Origin of the sequence: Thermococcus sp. JdF3 (assembly GCF_012027495.1) — an archaeon.
GTDB lineage: Archaea > Methanobacteriota_B > Thermococci > Thermococcales > Thermococcaceae > Thermococcus.
In genome coordinates this window covers 334508-352452 of sequence record NZ_SNUK01000003.1, presented here as the reverse complement: position 1 = coordinate 352452, position 17945 = coordinate 334508, and the positions used below count along the sequence as shown (strand labels likewise).

At 58.3% G+C, this 17945-nt stretch carries 17 protein-coding genes; 12 read left to right on the top strand and 5 right to left on the bottom strand.

Annotated elements, in window-relative coordinates:
* Position 1 precedes the first annotated feature (1 nt).
* Genes flaJ through E3E42_RS06920 form a run of 4 tightly spaced genes read left to right on the top strand, consistent with a single transcriptional unit; the run spans position 2 to position 5046 of the window.
* On the top strand, positions 2–1732 hold the full coding sequence (gene flaJ, locus E3E42_RS06935; protein ID WP_167903574.1) for an archaellar assembly protein FlaJ: 1731 nt from the start codon (positions 2–4) through the stop codon (positions 1730–1732).
* Positions 1729–3663: a CARDB domain-containing protein gene (locus E3E42_RS06930; RefSeq protein ID WP_167903573.1), complete on the top strand. Its 1935-nt coding sequence runs from the start codon at positions 1729–1731 to the stop codon at positions 3661–3663. The genes flaJ and E3E42_RS06930 overlap by 4 nt, the downstream gene beginning before the upstream one ends.
* Positions 3664–3708: 45 nt before the next feature.
* Positions 3709–4362, top strand: coding sequence for a protein-L-isoaspartate(D-aspartate) O-methyltransferase (locus E3E42_RS06925; protein ID WP_167903572.1), 654 nt, complete (start codon positions 3709–3711; stop codon positions 4360–4362).
* Between the two features lie 39 nt (positions 4363–4401).
* A complete protein-coding gene (locus E3E42_RS06920; RefSeq protein ID WP_167903571.1) occupies positions 4402–5046 on the top strand; it encodes an HAD-IB family phosphatase in 645 nt (214 codons plus the stop codon).
* Positions 5047–5211: 165 nt separating this feature from the next.
* Here the strand turns inward: E3E42_RS06920 and E3E42_RS06915 are convergent, their stop codons facing one another.
* Positions 5212–6426: an A24 family peptidase C-terminal domain-containing protein gene (locus tag E3E42_RS06915; protein ID WP_167903570.1), complete on the bottom strand. Its 1215-nt coding sequence runs from the start codon at positions 6424–6426 to the stop codon at positions 5212–5214.
* Between the two features lie 9 nt (positions 6427–6435).
* The gene (locus tag E3E42_RS06910; RefSeq protein ID WP_167903569.1) at positions 6436–6603 is read right to left on the bottom strand and encodes a class III signal peptide-containing protein; all 168 of its coding nucleotides are present in this window, start codon (positions 6601–6603) and stop codon (positions 6436–6438) included.
* A 90-nt stretch (positions 6604–6693) separates the two neighbouring features.
* On the opposite strand from E3E42_RS06910, the gene E3E42_RS06905 reads away from it, so the two are divergent.
* The 7 genes from E3E42_RS06905 (at position 6694) to E3E42_RS06875 (ending at position 13994) form a co-directional block, all read left to right on the top strand.
* Positions 6694–7038: an ASCH domain-containing protein gene (locus E3E42_RS06905; protein WP_167903682.1), complete on the top strand. Its 345-nt coding sequence runs from the start codon at positions 6694–6696 to the stop codon at positions 7036–7038.
* A 5-nt stretch (positions 7039–7043) separates the two neighbouring features.
* On the top strand, positions 7044–7613 hold the full coding sequence (locus tag E3E42_RS06900) for an ASCH domain-containing protein (RefSeq protein WP_167903568.1): 570 nt from the start codon (positions 7044–7046) through the stop codon (positions 7611–7613).
* Positions 7614–7788: 175 nt separating this feature from the next.
* Positions 7789–9231, top strand: coding sequence for an asparagine synthase (glutamine-hydrolyzing) (asnB, locus tag E3E42_RS06895; RefSeq protein ID WP_167903567.1), 1443 nt, complete (start codon positions 7789–7791; stop codon positions 9229–9231).
* A gap of 142 nt (positions 9232–9373) precedes the next feature.
* Positions 9374–10597: a hypothetical protein gene (locus tag E3E42_RS06890; RefSeq protein WP_167903566.1), complete on the top strand. Its 1224-nt coding sequence runs from the start codon at positions 9374–9376 to the stop codon at positions 10595–10597.
* Between the two features lie 38 nt (positions 10598–10635).
* Positions 10636–11673, top strand: coding sequence for a glycosyltransferase family 4 protein (locus tag E3E42_RS06885; protein WP_167903565.1), 1038 nt, complete (start codon positions 10636–10638; stop codon positions 11671–11673).
* A 44-nt stretch (positions 11674–11717) separates the two neighbouring features.
* A complete protein-coding gene (locus E3E42_RS06880) occupies positions 11718–12737 on the top strand; it encodes an L-threonylcarbamoyladenylate synthase (RefSeq protein ID WP_167903564.1) in 1020 nt (339 codons plus the stop codon).
* Positions 12738–12812: 75 nt separating this feature from the next.
* Positions 12813–13994 (top strand): hypothetical protein, encoded by a 1182-nt coding sequence (locus E3E42_RS06875; protein WP_370519627.1) that lies wholly within the window; start codon positions 12813–12815, stop codon positions 13992–13994.
* Positions 13995–14009: 15 nt separating this feature from the next.
* Here the strand turns inward: E3E42_RS06875 and E3E42_RS06870 are convergent, their stop codons facing one another.
* Entirely contained in the window at positions 14010–14432 is a 423-nt protein-coding gene (locus tag E3E42_RS06870; protein ID WP_167903563.1) for a hypothetical protein, read from the bottom strand.
* 81 nt (positions 14433–14513) lie between these two features.
* On the opposite strand from E3E42_RS06870, the gene E3E42_RS06865 reads away from it, so the two are divergent.
* Positions 14514–15218, top strand: coding sequence for a nucleotidyltransferase domain-containing protein (locus tag E3E42_RS06865; protein WP_167903562.1), 705 nt, complete (start codon positions 14514–14516; stop codon positions 15216–15218).
* Here the strand turns inward: E3E42_RS06865 and E3E42_RS06860 are convergent.
* Positions 15215–16471 (bottom strand): ATP-binding protein, encoded by a 1257-nt coding sequence (locus tag E3E42_RS06860; protein WP_167903561.1) that lies wholly within the window; start codon positions 16469–16471, stop codon positions 15215–15217. The genes E3E42_RS06865 and E3E42_RS06860 overlap by 4 nt on opposite strands.
* Positions 16472–16555: 84 nt before the next feature.
* Positions 16556–17923 carry a serine--tRNA ligase gene (gene serS / locus E3E42_RS06855; protein ID WP_167903560.1) on the bottom strand — a complete coding sequence of 456 codons (1368 nt, stop codon included), beginning with the start codon at positions 17921–17923 and terminating at the stop codon, positions 16556–16558.
* Positions 17924–17945 lie beyond the last annotated feature (22 nt).

The following is a 17945-nucleotide window of genomic DNA, read 5'->3' as shown; positions in this document are numbered from 1 at the left end:
CATGGCCGAGGAGGGCATCAGCATCTTCACGAAGGCTGACCTGGATATGGGCACGTACCTCAGGAAGGTTCTTCTGCCGTACATGGCTATCTCGGCGGTTCTGTTCCTCGCGGTGGGCGTAATCGGAAGAATTTTCTACCTCCCCAGCGCCCTCAAGGTTCTCATGTTCCTGATTCCCGTTGTTCTCCTGATTTACGCCGCGGTGTATCCATACGTGATAGCGGATACCAAGAAGATTTCGATAAACTCAAAAATGCCGTACTTCATCACGTACTTCGCGGTTCTCTCGACGAGTGAAATGCGGAGGAGCGACCTCATCAAAATCCTCGCCAACGACCCCAAGCTGGGTGCCATAGCGAGCGAGCTCAAAAAGGTCCACACCGTGGTCAACAGACTTCACCTCTCGATGCCAGAGGCCCTCCGATTTCTCGCGAGGAGGACGCCCAGTGTAATGTTCGCCGACTTCCTCGACAGGCTGGCTTACTCCCTCGACAGTGGTGTTGACCTCAAGGAGTACCTTTTCCAGGAGCAGCAGACGGTCATGGACGACTACCAGACCTTCTACGAGGGTGCGCTCTACGACCTCGATATATTCAAGGAGATATACGAGTCGATAATTATCTCGGTCGTGTTCATCGCCGCGTTCGTCATCATAGGCCCCCTCATCACCGGCATGGACATCGGCAAGATGGGGCTGTACGCGGTTGCGATGACTCTCGCCGCCGAGGTTGGTATACTGCTCGTTGTTAAGTTCAGGATGCCCGAGGATCCCCTCTGGGCCGAGAACAGGGGTATAGATGACGTGAGGCGGAAAAGGATAACGAGGGCCGCGGTCTACTCGGTTATGGGCGTTGTTATAGTTGCACTCCTTTACTTCACCGTCATCAGGGTGAGGTTTGATATACCGGAGCCCTTCGTTCTCGCCCTCATCCTGACGCCCCTCTTTTACCTCGGACACGTCGTCAACAGCGAGGAGAAGAAGATATTCAGGAAGGACGAGAATTTTCCCGCGTTCATAAGGAGTCTGAGCTCATCCCTTGCCGCCAGCGGCGCCTCCCTTGTGCTGGTTCTCAAATACCTCAGTGCCCACGACTTCGGTTCCCTCACTGAGGACATCAGGGCGCTCTACAGGAGGCTCGCCATCAGGGTTGACAGGGACAGGGCGTGGGACTTCTTTATAACAGGAACCGGGAGCTGGCTCATCGGTATATTCTCGGAGATATTCCGTGAAAGCCTCCGCATGGGTGCGGAACCTGACTACGTTGGCCTCATCATCAGCAGGAACTTTGAGCGGCTCGTTCGTCTCAGGAGGAAGAGGCAGCAGAGCATAGCGAGCTTCGTCGGAATAATCTACGGTCTGACGGGGGCGTTTGCGTTTTCCCTCGCCGCCTCATTCCAGGTCGCCGTTTCGATAAGCCAGATGTTCGCCCAGATGCAGATACCCACCGAGTACATAGGGGATATAATCCACGTCATCCCGCCGTCGGGAATGAGGTTCCTCCTGTACATAATGCTGGTGCTGATGGTGATGCACTCCTTCCTCTCCTCCCTCGTTATCAAGCTCGCGGACGGAGGTCACGTGCTCGGCACCACCAGGTACTTCGTCATAATGTCGTGGATATTCGCGGTTGGTATGTACCTGGGTCAGACACTCATGGAGAGGATGATGGGAATGGGAGGGGGCGGTGAAACCGCCCAGATGTTTCTCCACCTTATGGGGGTGATACCGTGAGACGGGCCATCGTGTTCGCGCTGGTACTCATGCTTCTGCTTCCGGCGGGTTTCGCCTCGGCGTCGTCCTTCAACGGATGGTTTCCCCTGCCGGGTTCGATTTCCCTCGGGAACGTGACCCTGGAGTTCAGGGACGTCTCGCTGGACGGTGTCCTGGTTGGCACCGCGTACGCACAGTCGTCATACTATGACTTCTCCCTCAGCCCTGGGGAGGGTTTCACCGCCGGGGACGTTGTGGTGAGGTACGTCAGGGTCACCGCGGCCGAGGGGCCCGTCGTATTCCTGAACGTGACGTTTCCCTACATCGTTGAGGGCGAGACCGTTAGGCTGGGGGACTACTCGATTGAGCTGCTCTCGGTGGGGAGCAAGGGCGCGAAGGTGCGCGTTTCCCGGGGAAACGAGTCCAGGGACTTCACCTCCGGCACGTTTACCTTCGGCAACCTTAAGATTGCCGTGAGCGCCTACCCGAAAGCCTTTGAGGGATACCTCCAGCGGGGCCAGAACGTGACGGTCTCGGACCACGTGCTAACCTTCACAAACGCCACCGTTGAGGAATCCGCCGACGGCTTTACTGAAACGCTTTACTTCGAATACGATGGAAATGAGTATTCCGTGGTCGTTGGGAAGGAGGCGGACATCGGCCCGTTCCACGTCAAGGCGGAGGATCTGGTCGGGGTTGAGTACGCCAAGGTGACGGTGTTCTTCAGGGGGGCGTCGCTCGACGTTGAGACGGTTCCGGATGCGGTGTTCTCACTCTCCCCAGGTCAGACCCGGAACGTTGGTCCATACGTGCTCCGCTACGACTACAAATTCGATGGTTCGATAAGGGCGTCCCTGCTCAACTCGTGCGGTGCGGTTCTTGCCACATCCAAACTCTCAAGCGGTGCCGTGGCGACGGGCCTGTATTACAGGGGGGCAACCGTAATCCTGGACGGCGTGGAGGACGACGGAAAGGCCACCTTTGAGGTCTTTCTCGACAGGTCCAAGATTCCCGACGTGGGAAAGGTGGCCAACCTTCTGATAGAGGGTACCGCCGGGGACGGGAAGAGGTACCTTCCGATGAGTATTGCCTTCCGGGTAAAGAACACCGGCACGGTGGCCCTTTCGAACGTCACGCTCCGCTTCGTTCCGGAGGGTGGAGTGCGGGTTATTTCTGGGGGTGCGCTGGAGATTGCCCTCCTGAAACCGGGTGAGGAAAAAACCTTCAAGGTAACCGTCATGCCGACGGACGACGGTAACGTTACGCTTGGAAGGGTGGTGGCGGATGTTGTTGCTCCCTTTGAACTGGCCTGTGGGGGCTACACCGGGCTCACGTTCTCATCCAACCCCGTTACCGCGTACGTGGAGCCGTCGAAGGTTGCCTACTTCCTCAACGCATCGTGGGAAGGGGACCCTGCGGTGTATCATCCCGTGACCCTGAGGTTCCACGTCAGGAACGCCGGAGACGTGTCTGTACCGGCCAACCTCACGGTGAGCGTCCCGGAGGGCGTGACCGTTGAGCCCGACGGGATCTTTGAGTCCTACGGGGGTGGATTGGTCGCCCCTCTGAGCCTGGCACCCGGTGAAAACGTGACCTTCAGCGTCATGGTAATCCCCTACTCCCCCGGGAAAAAGACGTTCAGGGTTGCCCTGAACACCATCGCGGGAACCGTCAACTCAAGCACAGTTGCGCTGGACATCGTGGCCCCAACCGGGAACGACACCGAGGTGATAACGAAGACCATCACCGTGACGACCACGGTACCTTCCAACGGAACCGTGACCGTCACCGAGACCAGTACAGAGACCACGTCCATCGAAAGCACTGTGACCGAAGTCCAAACGGTTCCGTACACACCAACAACCTCCAAGGTTGTGTGGATGGTAATCGGGATCGTTATCGGTGCCCTGGCCGTCATAATCTTCGCGTGGTATCAGGCCCACAGATCATGAGAAAGGTTGATACGCCCTTTTTCTTTTGTTTATCCGGTGGGCACCATGGAAAAACTGGATGGGTTGTGGCGCCGGAGGGTGGCTTCCCTTGTGGAGGGGGGCATCATCAGGAGCGAGGCCGTTAGGAGGGCTTTTCTCAGGTATCCACGGTACCTCTTCGTTGAAAAGCGCTACCGGGATTACGCCCACGTTGATGAGCCCCTTCCGATTCCCGCGGGGCAGACCATCTCGGCTCCCCACATGGTGGCGATAATGCTGGAGCTGGCCGAGCTTGAGCGGGGAATGAACGTCCTTGAGGTCGGAACTGGCAGCGGATGGAACGCGGCTCTGATCGCGGAGCTCGTGAAGAGCGATGTTTACACGGTCGAACGGATTCCCGAGCTGGTCGGGTTTGCGAGGAGAAACCTCGAGCGAGCGGGGGTGGAGAACGTTCACGTTTTCCTCGGCGACGGCACGAAGGGCTTTCCTCCCAAAGCTCCCTACGACAGGATAATCGTCACCGCGGGGGCACCGGGGGTTCCGGAACCCCTGATCGAACAGCTGAAGCCGGGCGGGAGGCTCGTCATCCCTGTTGGAAGCCGTCATCTCTGGCAGGAGCTGTATATTGTGACCAAGACCGGGGACGGGGAGATCCGGAAGAAAAGATGGGGCGAGGTTGCCTTCGTCCCCCTTATTGGTGAGCACGGCTGGCGGGCGTAGGCTTTTAAGTTTCCCCTCGCTCCCTTTTCAGGTGGTACGATGGTTAAGCTCATAGCCTTTGACCTTGAGGGAACTCTGGTCAAATCCATCTCCGGCTGGGTTGAACTTCACAAGCGCTTTGGAACCTGGGAGAAGGGGAAGGAATACGCCGAGCTCTTCTTTGCGGGAAAAATAGACTACGTGAAGTGGGCCGAACTCGACGCCTCCCTCTGGAGAGGTCACACGAGGGAGGAGATCATGGAATGGGCGAACTCGGTTGAGTACATGGATGGAGCTGAGGAGCTCATCGGGTTTCTCCGGGAGAACGACTTCAGGATAGCGATACTCAGCAGCGGTCTCATGTGCCTCGCCGGAAGGATAGCGAGGGAGCTCGGGGTTGACTACGTCTTCGCCAACGAACTGGTATTTGACGAAAACGGCGTCGTTACCGGGAAGGTCAATCCCCTTGTCGACTTCAGGAGCAAGGGGACCATACTCCGGGAGCTGAAGGCGGAGCTTGAACCTGAGGTAACAATAGCGGTCGGTGATGGATACAACGACCTGAGCATGTTTAAAGAAGCCGACGTCAGCATAGCGATAAACCCTCACGAGGGGGTGGAAGGCGACCACAACGTTGAGAGCCTCCACGAGGTGATGGAGATAATAGCGGGGCTGGTGGAGGACGGCGCTGAGCGGGGTCGGTGAAGGGCGTGCTCATCACGCCGCCCACGCGGGCGCCCTCAGCAAAGCAAAAGCTCCTCATTCCCCTGTCGGCCCGGCCGGAATCCCCGCCTCACTCCTCCGCGGGGTGGGCGGACGCCGGGCCGGCGGTGATTTCTCCGCGCAGGGCCTTAAAAGTCTAACCCTGGTTCAGAGCCCGGCGACCCTCAGAACGAGCCACCAGAAGATGTCCCCCCAGAAGTACGCCATCAGGAACCCTATGAAAAGCGCTGGGGCGAAGGGCATTGATTTTTTCCTGAGGAAGGAGTTTTCAAGCCTTCCCTCCTCCACGAGGCGCTTGAGCTCTTCTATCTGCTCTTTTCTGAGTCCCTCCGCTGTGGGGGAGGCTATGATCCGTCCCCGCCTGGGCTTCAGCGATCCCGGATCCCATGAGACTAGGGTGCGCTTAATGCGTTCAAGACCGTCCTCCCTGTCCCGCATTACCTCACCGTTAATCTCGTGGATGACCTCGCCGAGTATGTCCCACTCGTTCAGCTCCTCCACGGGGACCTCTTCCATCAGCACCTCCACACGCATGAACCTGACGGTGGAGAGGAGCACCTTTAGGAGGTAGATGAGGACAAAAACCCTCCCGGAGGTTAAGAGTGCGACCGTTGGGTCCAGGTACATGAGGTATCCGAGGGACAGAATTCCGGCGGCGTTGCCGAGGTGATGGAGCCTCATAAAGACGGGCAGCAGGACGAGCGCCACGAGGATTCCGGTTATGGGACTTGAGATTCCGGCGCTTCCCATGATTGCCTGAACGGTTATGACGGCAACTATCCACAGGGTGAACTCAACGGTGGTGCGCAGTCCTCCCACGAAGACCTCCCTCAGGGCGTGAAACCTCTTCCTGAGCACGAGGACGGCCAGGGAGTATACGAAGATGAAGGGAAACACCGCCAGGATGCTGTTGAAAAGCACTGCCAGGGGGTACAGGGGGTACGTCGTTCCGTAGGGGGGGACGACATCCGCGGCGGCTGGGGCGAGGGGCAGAAGGGCGGAGAACGCCGCCAGAACAACCACATCACCGCTGGCCCAGGCCCCGATGTAGTAGAGCAGGAGACCGAGGATAAAGCCCAGTATCAGTCCGATGAGTCCGGAGGCGGCCAGCAGGCCATCATGGGCCTGTATTCCCCGGTACAGATAGTACAGGACGCCGACTTCGGCGGCCGGAATCACGATCCTGCCAAGCCAGGTGGGAAGCTCGCTCTCCTCTTCCTCCTCTTCCTCCCACCCGAGGAGGCGTCCAATGAGAGTGAGGGTTGGAAAAGCGTGGTTGTCGAAGATGAACCCCGTCTTAATATCTGTGTAAGAGGTCAGTACTCCCGCTAAAAGACCCAGAATCAGGGGGACCGTCTCCATGATTTCACCTCACAGGTCTTCGAGTATCTGCTTCCGAACCTCCTCGGTGTAGTTGGAGACCGCACTGTTGAGATCGTGGACGCTACTCATGATGACCCGGATTGCCATCGTGACCAGTATCAGAACAGCAGCCAGCATGAAAAGGTACTCCAGCGCTCCCTGCCCCCTGTGCCTCATCGTTTACACCTGACTTTAATTCGGCGCTAAAGGATTTAAAAGTTTCCATCAGCCTTTTAAACGGGAAATGGAATCTGGGTCGTGATGAAGATGAGGGTGTACAGGTTGAGGGTTCGCGAGGAATACCTGGACCACATAAAGTCCGGCGAGAAGAGGATAGAGGTTAGGGTTGCCTACCCCCAGTTCCGGGGAATGAAGCCCGGTGACAAGATAATCTTCAACGATCAGGTTCCCGCCGTGATCACGGGCGTGAAGGAATACGAGACGTTCCGTCAGGTTCTGAGGGAAGAGCCCATAAAGAAGATCTTTCCGGATGAGCCGAGCTTTGAGAGGGCGGTGAAGCGGTTCCACGGCATGTACCCAAAGTGGAAGGAGAACCGCTACGGCGTCATCGCCATAAGGTTCAAGCTCGTGGGTGAGAAAAGCGGGCGGTGATCCCGGTGCGCCACCTGGAGTTCGACGGACGCTACGCCGATGCGATACTGAGCGGAAGGAAGAGGGCAACGGTGAGGCTCGGCAGGAGGCCGAATCTGGAGCCCGGCGACGAAGTCCTCCTGCACTCGGGCGGCTACGCGATAGGGAAGGCGGTTATCGAGAGGGTTGAGAGTAAAACGGTTGGCGAGCTCACCGACGAGGACGCCTTTTGGGACGGTTTTTCGAGCAGGGAGGAGCTTATAAGGGCCCTCAAAAGCCATTACAAACACGTGGACAACGACTCCATCGCCCACGTTATAGTCTTCCGTCTCGTGGAGAAGTTCGATAAGCCGGTCATGAGCTCGGATTACGCCTACGAGGGCAACCTCCCGGTGGAGATAGCCGAGAAGGCCCTCAAACATCTTGACCTCTCTGAAGAAGACAGAGAGCTCCTCGAACTCTTCCTCCAGGCGGGGAGTCTCAGAAAGGCCGCCCACCGGCTGGGGGGCATGAACAGGAGGTATCTGATCAGGGACGCCCTCAGGAGGGCTTACAGGGAGCTGAAAAGGAGGGGCATCATGGGGCCAAAGCTCTGATGCCCGTGAGCTGCCCTCTGGATTTTTCTCCCTGTGGCGTCCCGGAGCCATGGTTCAGCCATCCGGCACAGATTTGGACGGATGTTCAGAATTTCCGGCCGCCTCCTATCACTATCCCACCTCGAAAGCGGGAAGTCTTTTCTTAACGACGACCAACTTTCAGCGGTGGGAGAGCATGTGCCTTGTGGCGGGTGGACTCGGTTCAAATCTCAGGGACAGGTTCATCGTCATGATAAACGCCGGAAAGCACAGGGGAGAGGACAGCTTCGGCGTCTGGACGGACGAGGGCGTACTGAAATCGAGCGACTTCTCAAAGGTTCCCGAAATGCCCGACGGTAGGGTGGGCCTCATACAGTGCAGGCTCGCCATGACTGGCTCCCTGGGCTTTACCCAGCCCTTCGTCAATGAGCTGGCCCTCGTCCACAACGGCGAGATATACAACCACCGCGAGCTGAGGGCGTGGCTGGAGGGAAGGGGGGTATCCTTCGAGACGGACGTGGACAGCGAGGTAATCCTCAGGCTCATCGAGTTCTTCCTCGACCGCGGGCTGGACGCCTTCGGGGCGGTTCGGAAGGCGATGCTGATGATGGAGGGGGACTACGCCGTGGCCTTCTCAGACGGCGAGAGGATTCACCTCTTCCGCGACCCGCTGGGGGTAAGACCGCTGTACCGCTCCCGGGAGGGATTCTTCGCGAGCGAGAAAAAGGTGCTGTGGGCCATTGGGCAGGAGGCCATTCCGGTAGAACCCGGCGAGCTTGTCACGATTTCGAGGGATGGGGTTGAAGTCAGGAAAGTCCTCCGGCTGGAAGAACTGCGGAGAAAGCCCCTCGACCCGGAGAGGGCGGTTAAGGCCATCGGCAGGGCCCTGACCTGCTCCGTCCGCCACAGGGTGGGGAAGAAAACCGGGGTTCTCTTTTCCGGGGGGCTGGACAGCTCCCTCGTTGCCCTCCTCGCCTCTGAGTACTCCGACGTCGTCCTCTATACCGCGGGGGTGGAGGGAAGCCCCGACATCGAATGGGCCAGAAAAGCCGCGGACAGACTCGGCCTGAAGCTCAGGGAGTACGTTTTCAACCTGGACGATGTGAGGGAAGCGGTTCCAAGGGTTGCCTTCGCGATAGAGGAACCGAACCCCATGAATCTGGCCATCGGGATACCCCTGTACTTCGCCACTGGGCTCGCGAGGGACGACGGTGTCAGGGTTCTCCTGAGCGGCCAGGGGGCCGACGAGCTCTTCGGCGGCTACGCGAAGTACCTGGAGAGGCCCGAGCTTATGGAGGAAGATTTGAAGGGGCTGGGTGAGAGGAACCTCGCCAGGGACGACAAGATAGCCATGTTGAACTCGGTGGAGGGACGCTTCCCCTTCCTGAGCCTCTCCGTCGTCTCAGCGGCGATCAACACACCTCTGGACGCAAAGATATCCGGGGGTGTGAGAAAGGCCGTTCTGAGAAAAGCGGCGCTGGAGCTGGGTCTGCCGAAGGAGATTGCCATGAGGGAAAAGAAGGCGGCCCAGTACGGCAGCGGTTCCCAGAAGCTCCTGGAGAAACTCGCAAAGAGCGAGGGTCTGGGACTGAGGGAATACGCGGAGAAAGTCTTCAGGGAGATTTTTAAACGGGAATAAACGTTCCTGAACGTTCCTTAATGGTCCCGCCCCAAATGGGGCACCTCCACGTTTTTTCCTGCCAGCGGGGCTAACGCTGCCGAACGGTTTCGTGAAAAAGGCTTAAATAGGCCCTTTTCCAACGGTAGGCTGGTGAGAGAACGTGGAGTTGAAAAAACCCGCCGTCATTTTCATCGGACTCATCTTCATACTGGCCGTCATCCCCGGGGGGAGCGTCGGGTACGCCTCCGCCGCGGACCAGGGCATCGTTATCCTCGTGACGGACAACGAGGCTGACGCGGCGCTGGCGTACAGCGTGGCCGCCCTGCTGGATGCCAGGGTTATCGTAAGTCCCTGGGGAACGTACAGTCCGGAGGTCAGCGCGGAGATTCTCAGCGAGGAGCCGGGGAGGGTGATAATAATCGGCGGACCCGTCGCAATCCCCGAGGACTACACGGGCGACCTGGACGACTTCGGAATCCCCTACGAGCGCTGGTATGGGGAGACGAGGTACGAGACAAATCTGGCCGTGATAGATGGGCTGAAGAAGGAGTTTCCGGAGGCTTTCGAGGGCATCGAGACTGTGGTAATCGCCAACGGCAGGGACGGACTCGCGCTGAGGGAGTACACCAGGACGGTTAAAATCGGACCCTCCGGGACGCATGGAAGGCCCATCCTCATCCTGACGGACGGAGGAAAAGCCAACGAGACACTTGAGGCGCTGGCAAAGTTCAGCGGGCTGAAGGGAGTCGTGTACATGACAACGTCTGACGGGGGAGAGCCCCTGTTTCCCCTGAACCAGGCGGAAGTTCTGGGATTTGCCCGGGAGCGCTTTGGGAATGACATAGGCACCGAAGAGAAAGCGACCTCGCCGGGGCCAAGGGACACCCTCGAGGTTCTCACGGCAGTCCAGAACAAAACGGACAGGGCGGAGAAGCTGCTCGACGGCCTTCAGATACCCGCCGCCAGAAGAAAGCTCGAAGCCGCCAGGGGCCTGCTGGAGGAGGCGTGGAGTGCGTACAACGCGGGCGACTACTCCAGGGCATACCTGCTGGCCATACGTGCGGGGGGAGAGGCGGATTTTGTGATAGCGAGGACGTACGTGGAAATAAGGACCGTGTACCAGGGCTCGGCGGAGGTGAGGCTTCAGAGAAGGCTTTCACAGCTTGAGGTCATGGTGAACGTCCTCCGGGCAAAGGGTTACGATGTAGATGAGATAGAAAACCTGCTCCAGCAGGCGGAGGATGCCCTCCTGAAGGGGGATTACTCCGAGGTAATCAACGATCTCATACCCCGTATAAAGGAGATGCTGGCAGAGAAAACCGTGTGGAAGCACGGCGTTCCCCATCCACCCCGCCCCGGGGGAAGGGACAGGGGCAGACCATAAGTCTTTTTAACGCCTCTTCTCCATTCTTCCCGGTCAAAATGAGGATTCTAATGGTCGGTCACTACCCACCGCACGGTGGAGGCGTTGCGAACCACCTGGACAACCTCGTAAGGGAGCTCAGAAAACGCCACGAGGTTCACGTCCTGACCTACGGGCCGGTTGAGCCGAGGGAGTTCGAGCGGGAGTTCGTCCACCAGGTTAAGGTTCCGCAGGTTTACGGACTGAGGGGGACGAGCTTCGCATTTCTGGGCTCCAGGAAAATCGTCCGGCTCCACAGGAAACTGGGGTTCGATTTGATCCACGCCCACTTCATTGGAACGACCAGCTTCGCGGGCGTTCTTGCGAAGGAGAAAACCGGCCTTCCCCTCGTCGTCACGGCCCACGGAAGCGACCTGGAGCACACGGCAAAGCTGGCCCTCGGAAGGTTTTACGTGAAAAAAACCCTCGCCGAGGCGGACGCGGTAATAGCGGTTAGCCACTGGCTGGCAAGGAAGGCACTGGCCCTCGGGGCGGGAAGGGTGAGTGTCATACCCAACGGGGTGCGTGAACTCGAAGGGGCCGGGGAACCGGAGAACGGGAGGAGGTACATCACGTTCATCGGCGCCCTCCGCGAATACAAAAGCCCGGGAACCTTCATAGAGCTGGCGAGGGAATTTCCGGAGAAGGAATTCCTTGTGGTGGGTGACGGCCCGCTCAGGGGGAGTCTGGAAGCGAGTGCACCCGGAAACGTGAGGTTCCTTGGGTACAGGGGGGACGTTGGGAGGATCCTGGCGGAAAGCGTTCTCCTCGTCCTGCCCTCCAGGAGGGAGGGCTTTGGCCTTGTCGTCATAGAGGCCAACAGCCTGGGCGTCCCGGCAGTGGGAAGGCGCGTGAGCGCGGTTCCCGAGCTGATCAGAGCGGGGAAGAACGGACTCACCTTCGGGACGTTCGATGAGCTCGTTGAGGCTGTAGAGGTTCTTACCGAGCCGAAAAAGAACCGGAAAACCGGGGCCGTTGCGAGGAGGGTCGCGGCGCTCTACTCGTGGGAGGTCGTCGCGGCGGGAGTCGAGGGGGTGTACTCCTCGGTGATTGGGTAACGTTTTTAACGGCCCCGACTCCGTGAAGGCTGAGGGGTGAGAGCATGACGGTAGTAATCAACATGCGAGACGGAGTCGATGAGAGGGGCATAAAGATAGCCGCCAGGTTCATACTGGAGGGGAAGCTGGTCGCGTTCCCGACCGAGACCGTTTACGGCCTCGGTGCAGATGCCCTGAACGCCCTGGCCGTGAGGAGGATATTCGAGGCCAAGGGCAGGCCGGCGGACAATCCACTCATCGTTCACATAGCGGACTTCAGCGATCTGGGGCGGCTCGCGAGGGATGTTCCCCGTGAGGCAAGGCTCCTCGCCGAGAGGTTCTGGCCGGGCCCCCTGACGATGGTCCTGCCGAGGAATGAGAACGTCCCGGACGTCACCACCGGCGGCCTCGACACCGTGGCCGTCAGAATGCCGGCGCACCCGATAGCCCTCGCGCTTATAAGAGCGAGCACCCCCGTGGCGGCACCCTCAGCGAACATAAGCGGAAAGCCGAGCCCCACCCTGGCGGAGCACGTCATAGACGACTTCTACGGGAGGATAGAGTGCATAATCGACGGCGGCGAGACTAAGATAGGTGTAGAATCAACGGTGATAGACCTCAGCTCGGAGAGGCCGACCCTGCTGAGGCCCGGCGGCCTCCCGCTGGAAGAGATCGAAAAGGTCATCGGCGGGATTGAGATACATCCTGCGGTCAGGGGCAAGCTCGTGGACGTCGCCCGCTCCCCCGGGATGAAGTACAGGCACTACTCGCCGAACGCCCAGGTTATAGTGGTCGAGGGAAAGAGGGAGAACGTGAGGCGTAAGATAACCGAGCTGGTGCACGAGTACCGCGCGGATGGCCTCACCGTTGGAGTGATGGCCACGGAGGAGTACGACGCGGACGAGTTCTTCCACCTGGGGAGTACCGAGGAGGAAGTGGCGAGGAACCTCTTCAGGGCGCTCAGGGAGCTGGATAAACGCGGTGTGGACGTCATAATCGCGGAGGGAATCGAGGAGAGGGGACTGGGATTCGCGGTGATGAACAGACTGAGAAAGGCAGCGGGGTACAGAATAGTCTGGGCATAGACAACGCTTAAATATCTGGAGGGTCAAGATTTAGGCAACCGTCAGGGACTTGAATCATATGGGGTGAGAAATTTGGTGGGTAGCATGGGGCTGGAAGGGCCAGAGGACCTCGAACAGCTCGCCATCAAAAAAATCAACGGCGGTCAGGTGAAAGAGGGGCTCAAACTTATGCTGCGGGCCGCGAAGGGCTATGAGGAGGCCGGAATGAGTGAGGACGCGGCCAGGCTGTACAAATACCTCGGTTACGTTCTTCTGGAGAGAACGAAGTCCGTTGAAAAGGCCCGGCCCTCTCTTCTGAAGAGCGCCTACCTCTATCTTGACCTTATAGACGGTGAGATATCCAGACCCGAGGTTGACGTCGATGTTCTCGATGAGTACTGCTTCAGTGTCCTTGAGATATTCGCCACTCTGAATGACCGCAGGAGCCTGACAAAGTATGCGGAGGAGTTCGCCGGAATCTACGAGGACCTTGGGGCGTCCTATCAGGACAACGATGATATAGAGATGGCAATAAAGGCGTACGAGTCCGCCTACAGGTACTACAAGCTGGTGGACAACATCGAGGCGTACAAGAGGATAGCCGAGACAATGATAACCCTCTACGGCCAGGTCGCGGAAAGCAGGCTGGAAAGCGGGGATATCGAAAGGGCGGCGGAAGCGTTCTACCGCCTCGCGGCCTTTATACGGGCGCTGTTTGGCTACGACATCCATTTCATTGAGATGATGGACACCGCTGCAAAGAACTTTGAGAGGGCAAGCAAGATAGCCTACTCCGACGGTGACCTGGACGGCACCACCACCTGCCTCGTCAAGGCCCAGTACGCGTACATGCTGGCGAGGAACTTCAACAGGGCCAAGCTCATCGGCCTTAACGCCGCCAGAATACTGTACCAGGTGATAAGTGCCCACCGCTCAAAGGGCAACGACGAGATGGCGACGAATAAGCTCGTGGAGCTGACCGAGGCTCTAATGGGGATAGGGAAGCTTGATGAGGCTATGGAGACGTACAGGAGCGCCCTCGAGACCCGGAGCGGTATGGAGTTCAGGGTGCGGGTGAGGCTCGCCGCACTTAAACACTTCGCCGCGTTAAACAGCCGCGTGGATGTGCTGGAGGACATCGAGAACATGGAGTACTACACCGACAGGGGAAAACACACGAAGGCCCTGGAACTCGGAGAGAACGCCATGAAGAGGGAGGGACTCGTTGAGGTTCTGGAAAAAATCCATGAGGCCGAGGGAGTCTATCGCTCACTCTGAGAGAATTAAAAGAGATTAGGATGACCTGACCTCGACCCTTGGGAGGGGTACGTGGTACGGCAGGCGCATCTCCTTCGCGAGAAGCATCAGCATCGGGGAGACTTCTTTGGTTATGAAGTTGACGACCTCCGCGAAGGTGACGGGGTCTATCTTCTTCTCATCCTCCCAGAGGTTGAGTATCTCGTCCATCTTCTCCTTCCGCGGCGGAAGGTAGAGTATGACGCCATCGATCGCACCGTCGGCGATCTTGGGGTTGTACTCTATCTCGTATCTGAAGAGGATTTCTATGCCGTTCAGCTTGCCTGTTGGGGTCCTGATCTCCCCGAGGCGAATCTCCTCAATCTTCGGCGAGAGCCTGACCTCGATCTGGCCGGCTGGGACGGAAAAGGAAACCTTCTTCATTTCAACCTTGGTTATGTTGAACCCGAGCACTGGCATTTTTTTTCACCACCTCGAAGTCGATGGGTTTGTATAAAACGCTATCGGTAGGGCTTTAAACTTTCCCCCGAACTCCCTCAGATGCCGAGGGAAAAAGTCGTCAGGATATGGGATGAACGGGAAGTGACGTACCCCCCAAAGAGGTGGCGCTACCTCCGGGAGAAGCGCGAGAAGGCGCTCAAGATAATGGAACGCCTGGCCCAGTTCGACCCTCTCCTCTACGGCAGCGTCGCCCGGGGAGACGTCAGGCGGGACAGCGACGTGGACATCTTCATACCCTACAGGGTGCCGAGCTACCTCATCGAACTCGCCCTTGAGGGGCTCGTGGGGCAGAGGAAGATAGTCATGGCGACGCCCTGGCACCTCATCAAGGGGGTCATCGAGATAGACGGGGAAACAACCGTAACGTTCCCGTTAATCGACCCCACCGACAGGGAGCTTGAGTTTTACCGGTGGGGCGGGGCGGTTGATTTGTGGGGTGTGAAAACGAAGGAGCGCGTCCCCGGCGTGAATAAAAAGCTCATTCTGATAATTCCGACGGAGAAAGGCCACCTCGAGAGGGAAGTGGTCGGAAGGGAGAGTGAAGTTGCTAAAACCCTCGGCGTGAGCGTGGACATCGTCACCGAGCGCGTCCATGTGCTCACGAGGAGGGACGCGATAGGAAGAACCGGAATCTACATCAACGAGGAAGTTCCCGACTGGATGCCCTTCGAGGAGGCGCTGAAGCTCATCGCCGACCGCGACCCCAACGTGAGGAGGAAGGTGAGGGAGCGGGGAGGGGTTTAGCGGAGAAGCCACTCGTGGAGAGGCACGACCTCGATTTTTTTACCCTTCAGCTCAACCCTCTCCCGGTCGGCGAACGTAATCACTGTAAGCCTCTCCGCACCAATCCGCTCCGAGGCACTAACAAGGGCTTTAAGCTCGCGCTCCCGGTTGAGGGGATGGAACTCGTAGCTGACCTGAATCAGCTCATCTCCAGCAAGGAAATCTACCTCCCAGTCATCGCCGGGAACGTAGAACAGATCCTCTCCCGGCTCAAAGCCCCGCCTCAGAAGTTCAACCATGACGAGGTTTTCAAGCAGTCTCCCCTTGTCCTTTACCCCCGTAATCCTCAGCAGGCCGTTATCAACGAGGTAGGGCTTGAAGCCGAGCAGTTCCGCCTTCTTGTAGGACTTCACATAGGGGGGAAGCCGGTGCAGAATGAACGCATCGCTCAGGTATTCGAGGTAATCGGCGAGGGTTCCCTTGCCTATCGAAACTCCAAGGCTCTTCATCGTCGAGTAGGCCCTGGTGAGGGTGAGATGGCTTGAGCGGGCCAGGATCTTCAGGAGAAGCCTCAAAGCCGAGATGTTCCTGACCTGCCAGCGCTCCACGATGTCGCGGTAGATTGCGAGGTCGAGGATTCCCCTGAGGACTTCAATCCTCATGTGGGGGTTGAGCACAACCTCTGGATAGCCTCCCCATTCGAGGTACTCCCGCAGAAGACTTTTAAGCTCCGCTTTCTCAGCACTTGAGAGGTAGCGCTTAACCGCAAATCCCCTCGCCTTCAAAAACTCCCCGAAGGAAAAGGGAAAGACGCGAACCGATACCGAGCGCCCCCTCAACTGGGTCGCTATCTCCTTCGAGAGGAGCTTTGAGGAGGAGCCTGATACGAAGACCCTGTTACCCATATCGAGGAGGTAGCGGACGAAGCGCTCCCAGCCATCAACGACCTGAACCTCGTCGAGGAAGATATGAAGTCTCTCGCCACCCATCTCCCTCAGGACTTCCAGGAGTGTCATCAGATCCTCAAGGGAAGCCCCCACAAGCCTCGGGTCCTCAAGGTTCACGTAGGCGACCTTCTCCTCCGGAACACCCTCCGACCTGAGTTTCTCGATGATTTGGCGCATGAGGTAGGTCTTCCCAACTCTCCTCGGTCCGATTATCGCCAGTGCCATCTGGGTGCTGGGGATTCTCACCTCGATTTCCCGCTCCACCCCATCGAAGGGCAGTGAACGGTAATCGAGAACCACCTCGGCCCAGGTTCCCCTTTCAATCATGGCCCATCATGGACTACATACAGTACAACCCTTTATAAATCCTTGTACTCCGTACAGTACAAGATTGCAGAAAATGGAAAGGGCTTAATCCTGGCAGCAGCGCTCCTTCATGTGGGCCGGCAGAATCTCCCTGAAGCCCGTGTACTTCCAGAGGGCCTTCGGGAGCTTCACGACGCCCTCCTCGGTCTGGAAGTTCTCGAGGATGGCAACGATTGCCCTCGAGGTGGCTATGGCCGTCGAGTTGAGGGTGTGGAGGAACTTGGGCTTCTCGTGGGTCTTGTCGCGGTAGCGGATGTTCAGCCTTCTCGCCTGCCACTCGGTGCAGTTGCTCGCCGAAACAACCTCCCTGAACTTGCCCTGGCCCGCCATCCATGCCTCGATGTCGTACTTCTTGGCGGCGACATAGCCCAGATCGCCGGTGCAGATGTTCACGACCCTGTAGGGAATCTCAAGCTCCCGGAATATCTCCTCCGCATTCTGGATGAGCTTCTCGTGCCACTCCCAGCTCTCCTCGGGCCTCGAATAGACGAACTGCTCGACCTTGTGGAACTGGTGAACGCGGAAGATTCCCTTCGTGTCCTTGCCCGCCGTTCCGGCCTCCTTGCGGAAGCAGGGGCTCACGCCGGCGTAGAGGAGCGGCAGGTCTTTGCCCTCGATTATCTCGTTGGCGTGGAGTCCCGCCAGAGGGTGTTCCGCCGTTGGAATGAGGTAGAGGTCCTCACCCTCAACCTTGTATATGACGTCCTCGAAGTCACCGAAGCTCGTGACGCCCTCCTCAACAAAGCGGCGCACCATGTAGGGCGGTATGACCGGGACGAAGCCCTTCTCAATGAGCCTGTCGAGGGCGAAGCGGAGCAGCGCCAGGTCGAGGATGACCAGCTCGTTCATGAGGTAGTAGAACCTCGCGCCGCTGACCTTCGCGGCCCTCTCAATGTCCGCCCCCCTCAGGAGCTCCAGCATATCAACGTGGAGCCTCGGCCTCCAGTCGAGAACCTCGTAGTCCATCTTCCCGAGGCTCTGCTCCTTAAAGCTCTCGAGGAAGCCCTCCCAGACGCGAGCCTTGCCCCAGAACCTTATGGGGACGTTCTCGGTGTCGTCCTTGCCGACGGGAACGCTCTCGTGGGTGATGTTCGGCAGGCGCCAGAGGTAGTAGTCGATTTTCTTCCTCAGCTCCTCGACTTCTTTCTCGAGCTCCTCAATCTGCTTCACTATCTCGTTGCTCCTCGCAAGGAGGTCGTCTATCGGCTCTCCGGCCTTCTTGCGCTTGCCTATCTGAACCGCCAGCTGGTTGCGCTCCTTCCTGAGGGCGTTGATCTTCTTCAGGTTCTCGCGCCACCTGGCGTCGAGCTCCAGAATCTCGTCTATCCACTTGAGCTTCTCTATCTCCCCGCGCTTTATGAGGTCGCCCCTGACGATATCGGGATTTTCACGGATGAGCTTTATGTCCAGCATAGTCTTCCACCTGGGAAAAGAA

Coding starts and splice junctions, on each gene's coding strand:
- flaJ (WP_167903574.1), top strand. CDS start 2: ATGGCCGAGGAGGGCATCAGCATCTTCACGAAGGCTGACCTGGATATG.
- E3E42_RS06925 (WP_167903572.1), top strand. CDS start 3,709: ATGGAAAAACTGGATGGGTTGTGGCGCCGGAGGGTGGCTTCCCTTGTG.
- E3E42_RS06920 (WP_167903571.1), top strand. CDS start 4,402: ATGGTTAAGCTCATAGCCTTTGACCTTGAGGGAACTCTGGTCAAATCC.
- E3E42_RS06915 (WP_167903570.1), bottom strand. CDS start 6,426: ATGGAGACGGTCCCCCTGATTCTGGGTCTTTTAGCGGGAGTACTGACC.
- E3E42_RS06910 (WP_167903569.1), bottom strand. CDS start 6,603: ATGAGGCACAGGGGGCAGGGAGCGCTGGAGTACCTTTTCATGCTGGCT.
- E3E42_RS06905 (WP_167903682.1), top strand. CDS start 6,694: ATGAGGGTGTACAGGTTGAGGGTTCGCGAGGAATACCTGGACCACATA.
- asnB (WP_167903567.1), top strand. CDS start 7,789: ATGTGCCTTGTGGCGGGTGGACTCGGTTCAAATCTCAGGGACAGGTTC.
- E3E42_RS06885 (WP_167903565.1), top strand. CDS start 10,636: ATGAGGATTCTAATGGTCGGTCACTACCCACCGCACGGTGGAGGCGTT.
- E3E42_RS06880 (WP_167903564.1), top strand. CDS start 11,718: ATGACGGTAGTAATCAACATGCGAGACGGAGTCGATGAGAGGGGCATA.
- E3E42_RS06870 (WP_167903563.1), bottom strand. CDS start 14,432: ATGCCAGTGCTCGGGTTCAACATAACCAAGGTTGAAATGAAGAAGGTT.
- E3E42_RS06865 (WP_167903562.1), top strand. CDS start 14,514: ATGCCGAGGGAAAAAGTCGTCAGGATATGGGATGAACGGGAAGTGACG.
- E3E42_RS06860 (WP_167903561.1), bottom strand. CDS start 16,471: ATGATTGAAAGGGGAACCTGGGCCGAGGTGGTTCTCGATTACCGTTCA.
- serS (WP_167903560.1), bottom strand. CDS start 17,923: ATGCTGGACATAAAGCTCATCCGTGAAAATCCCGATATCGTCAGGGGC.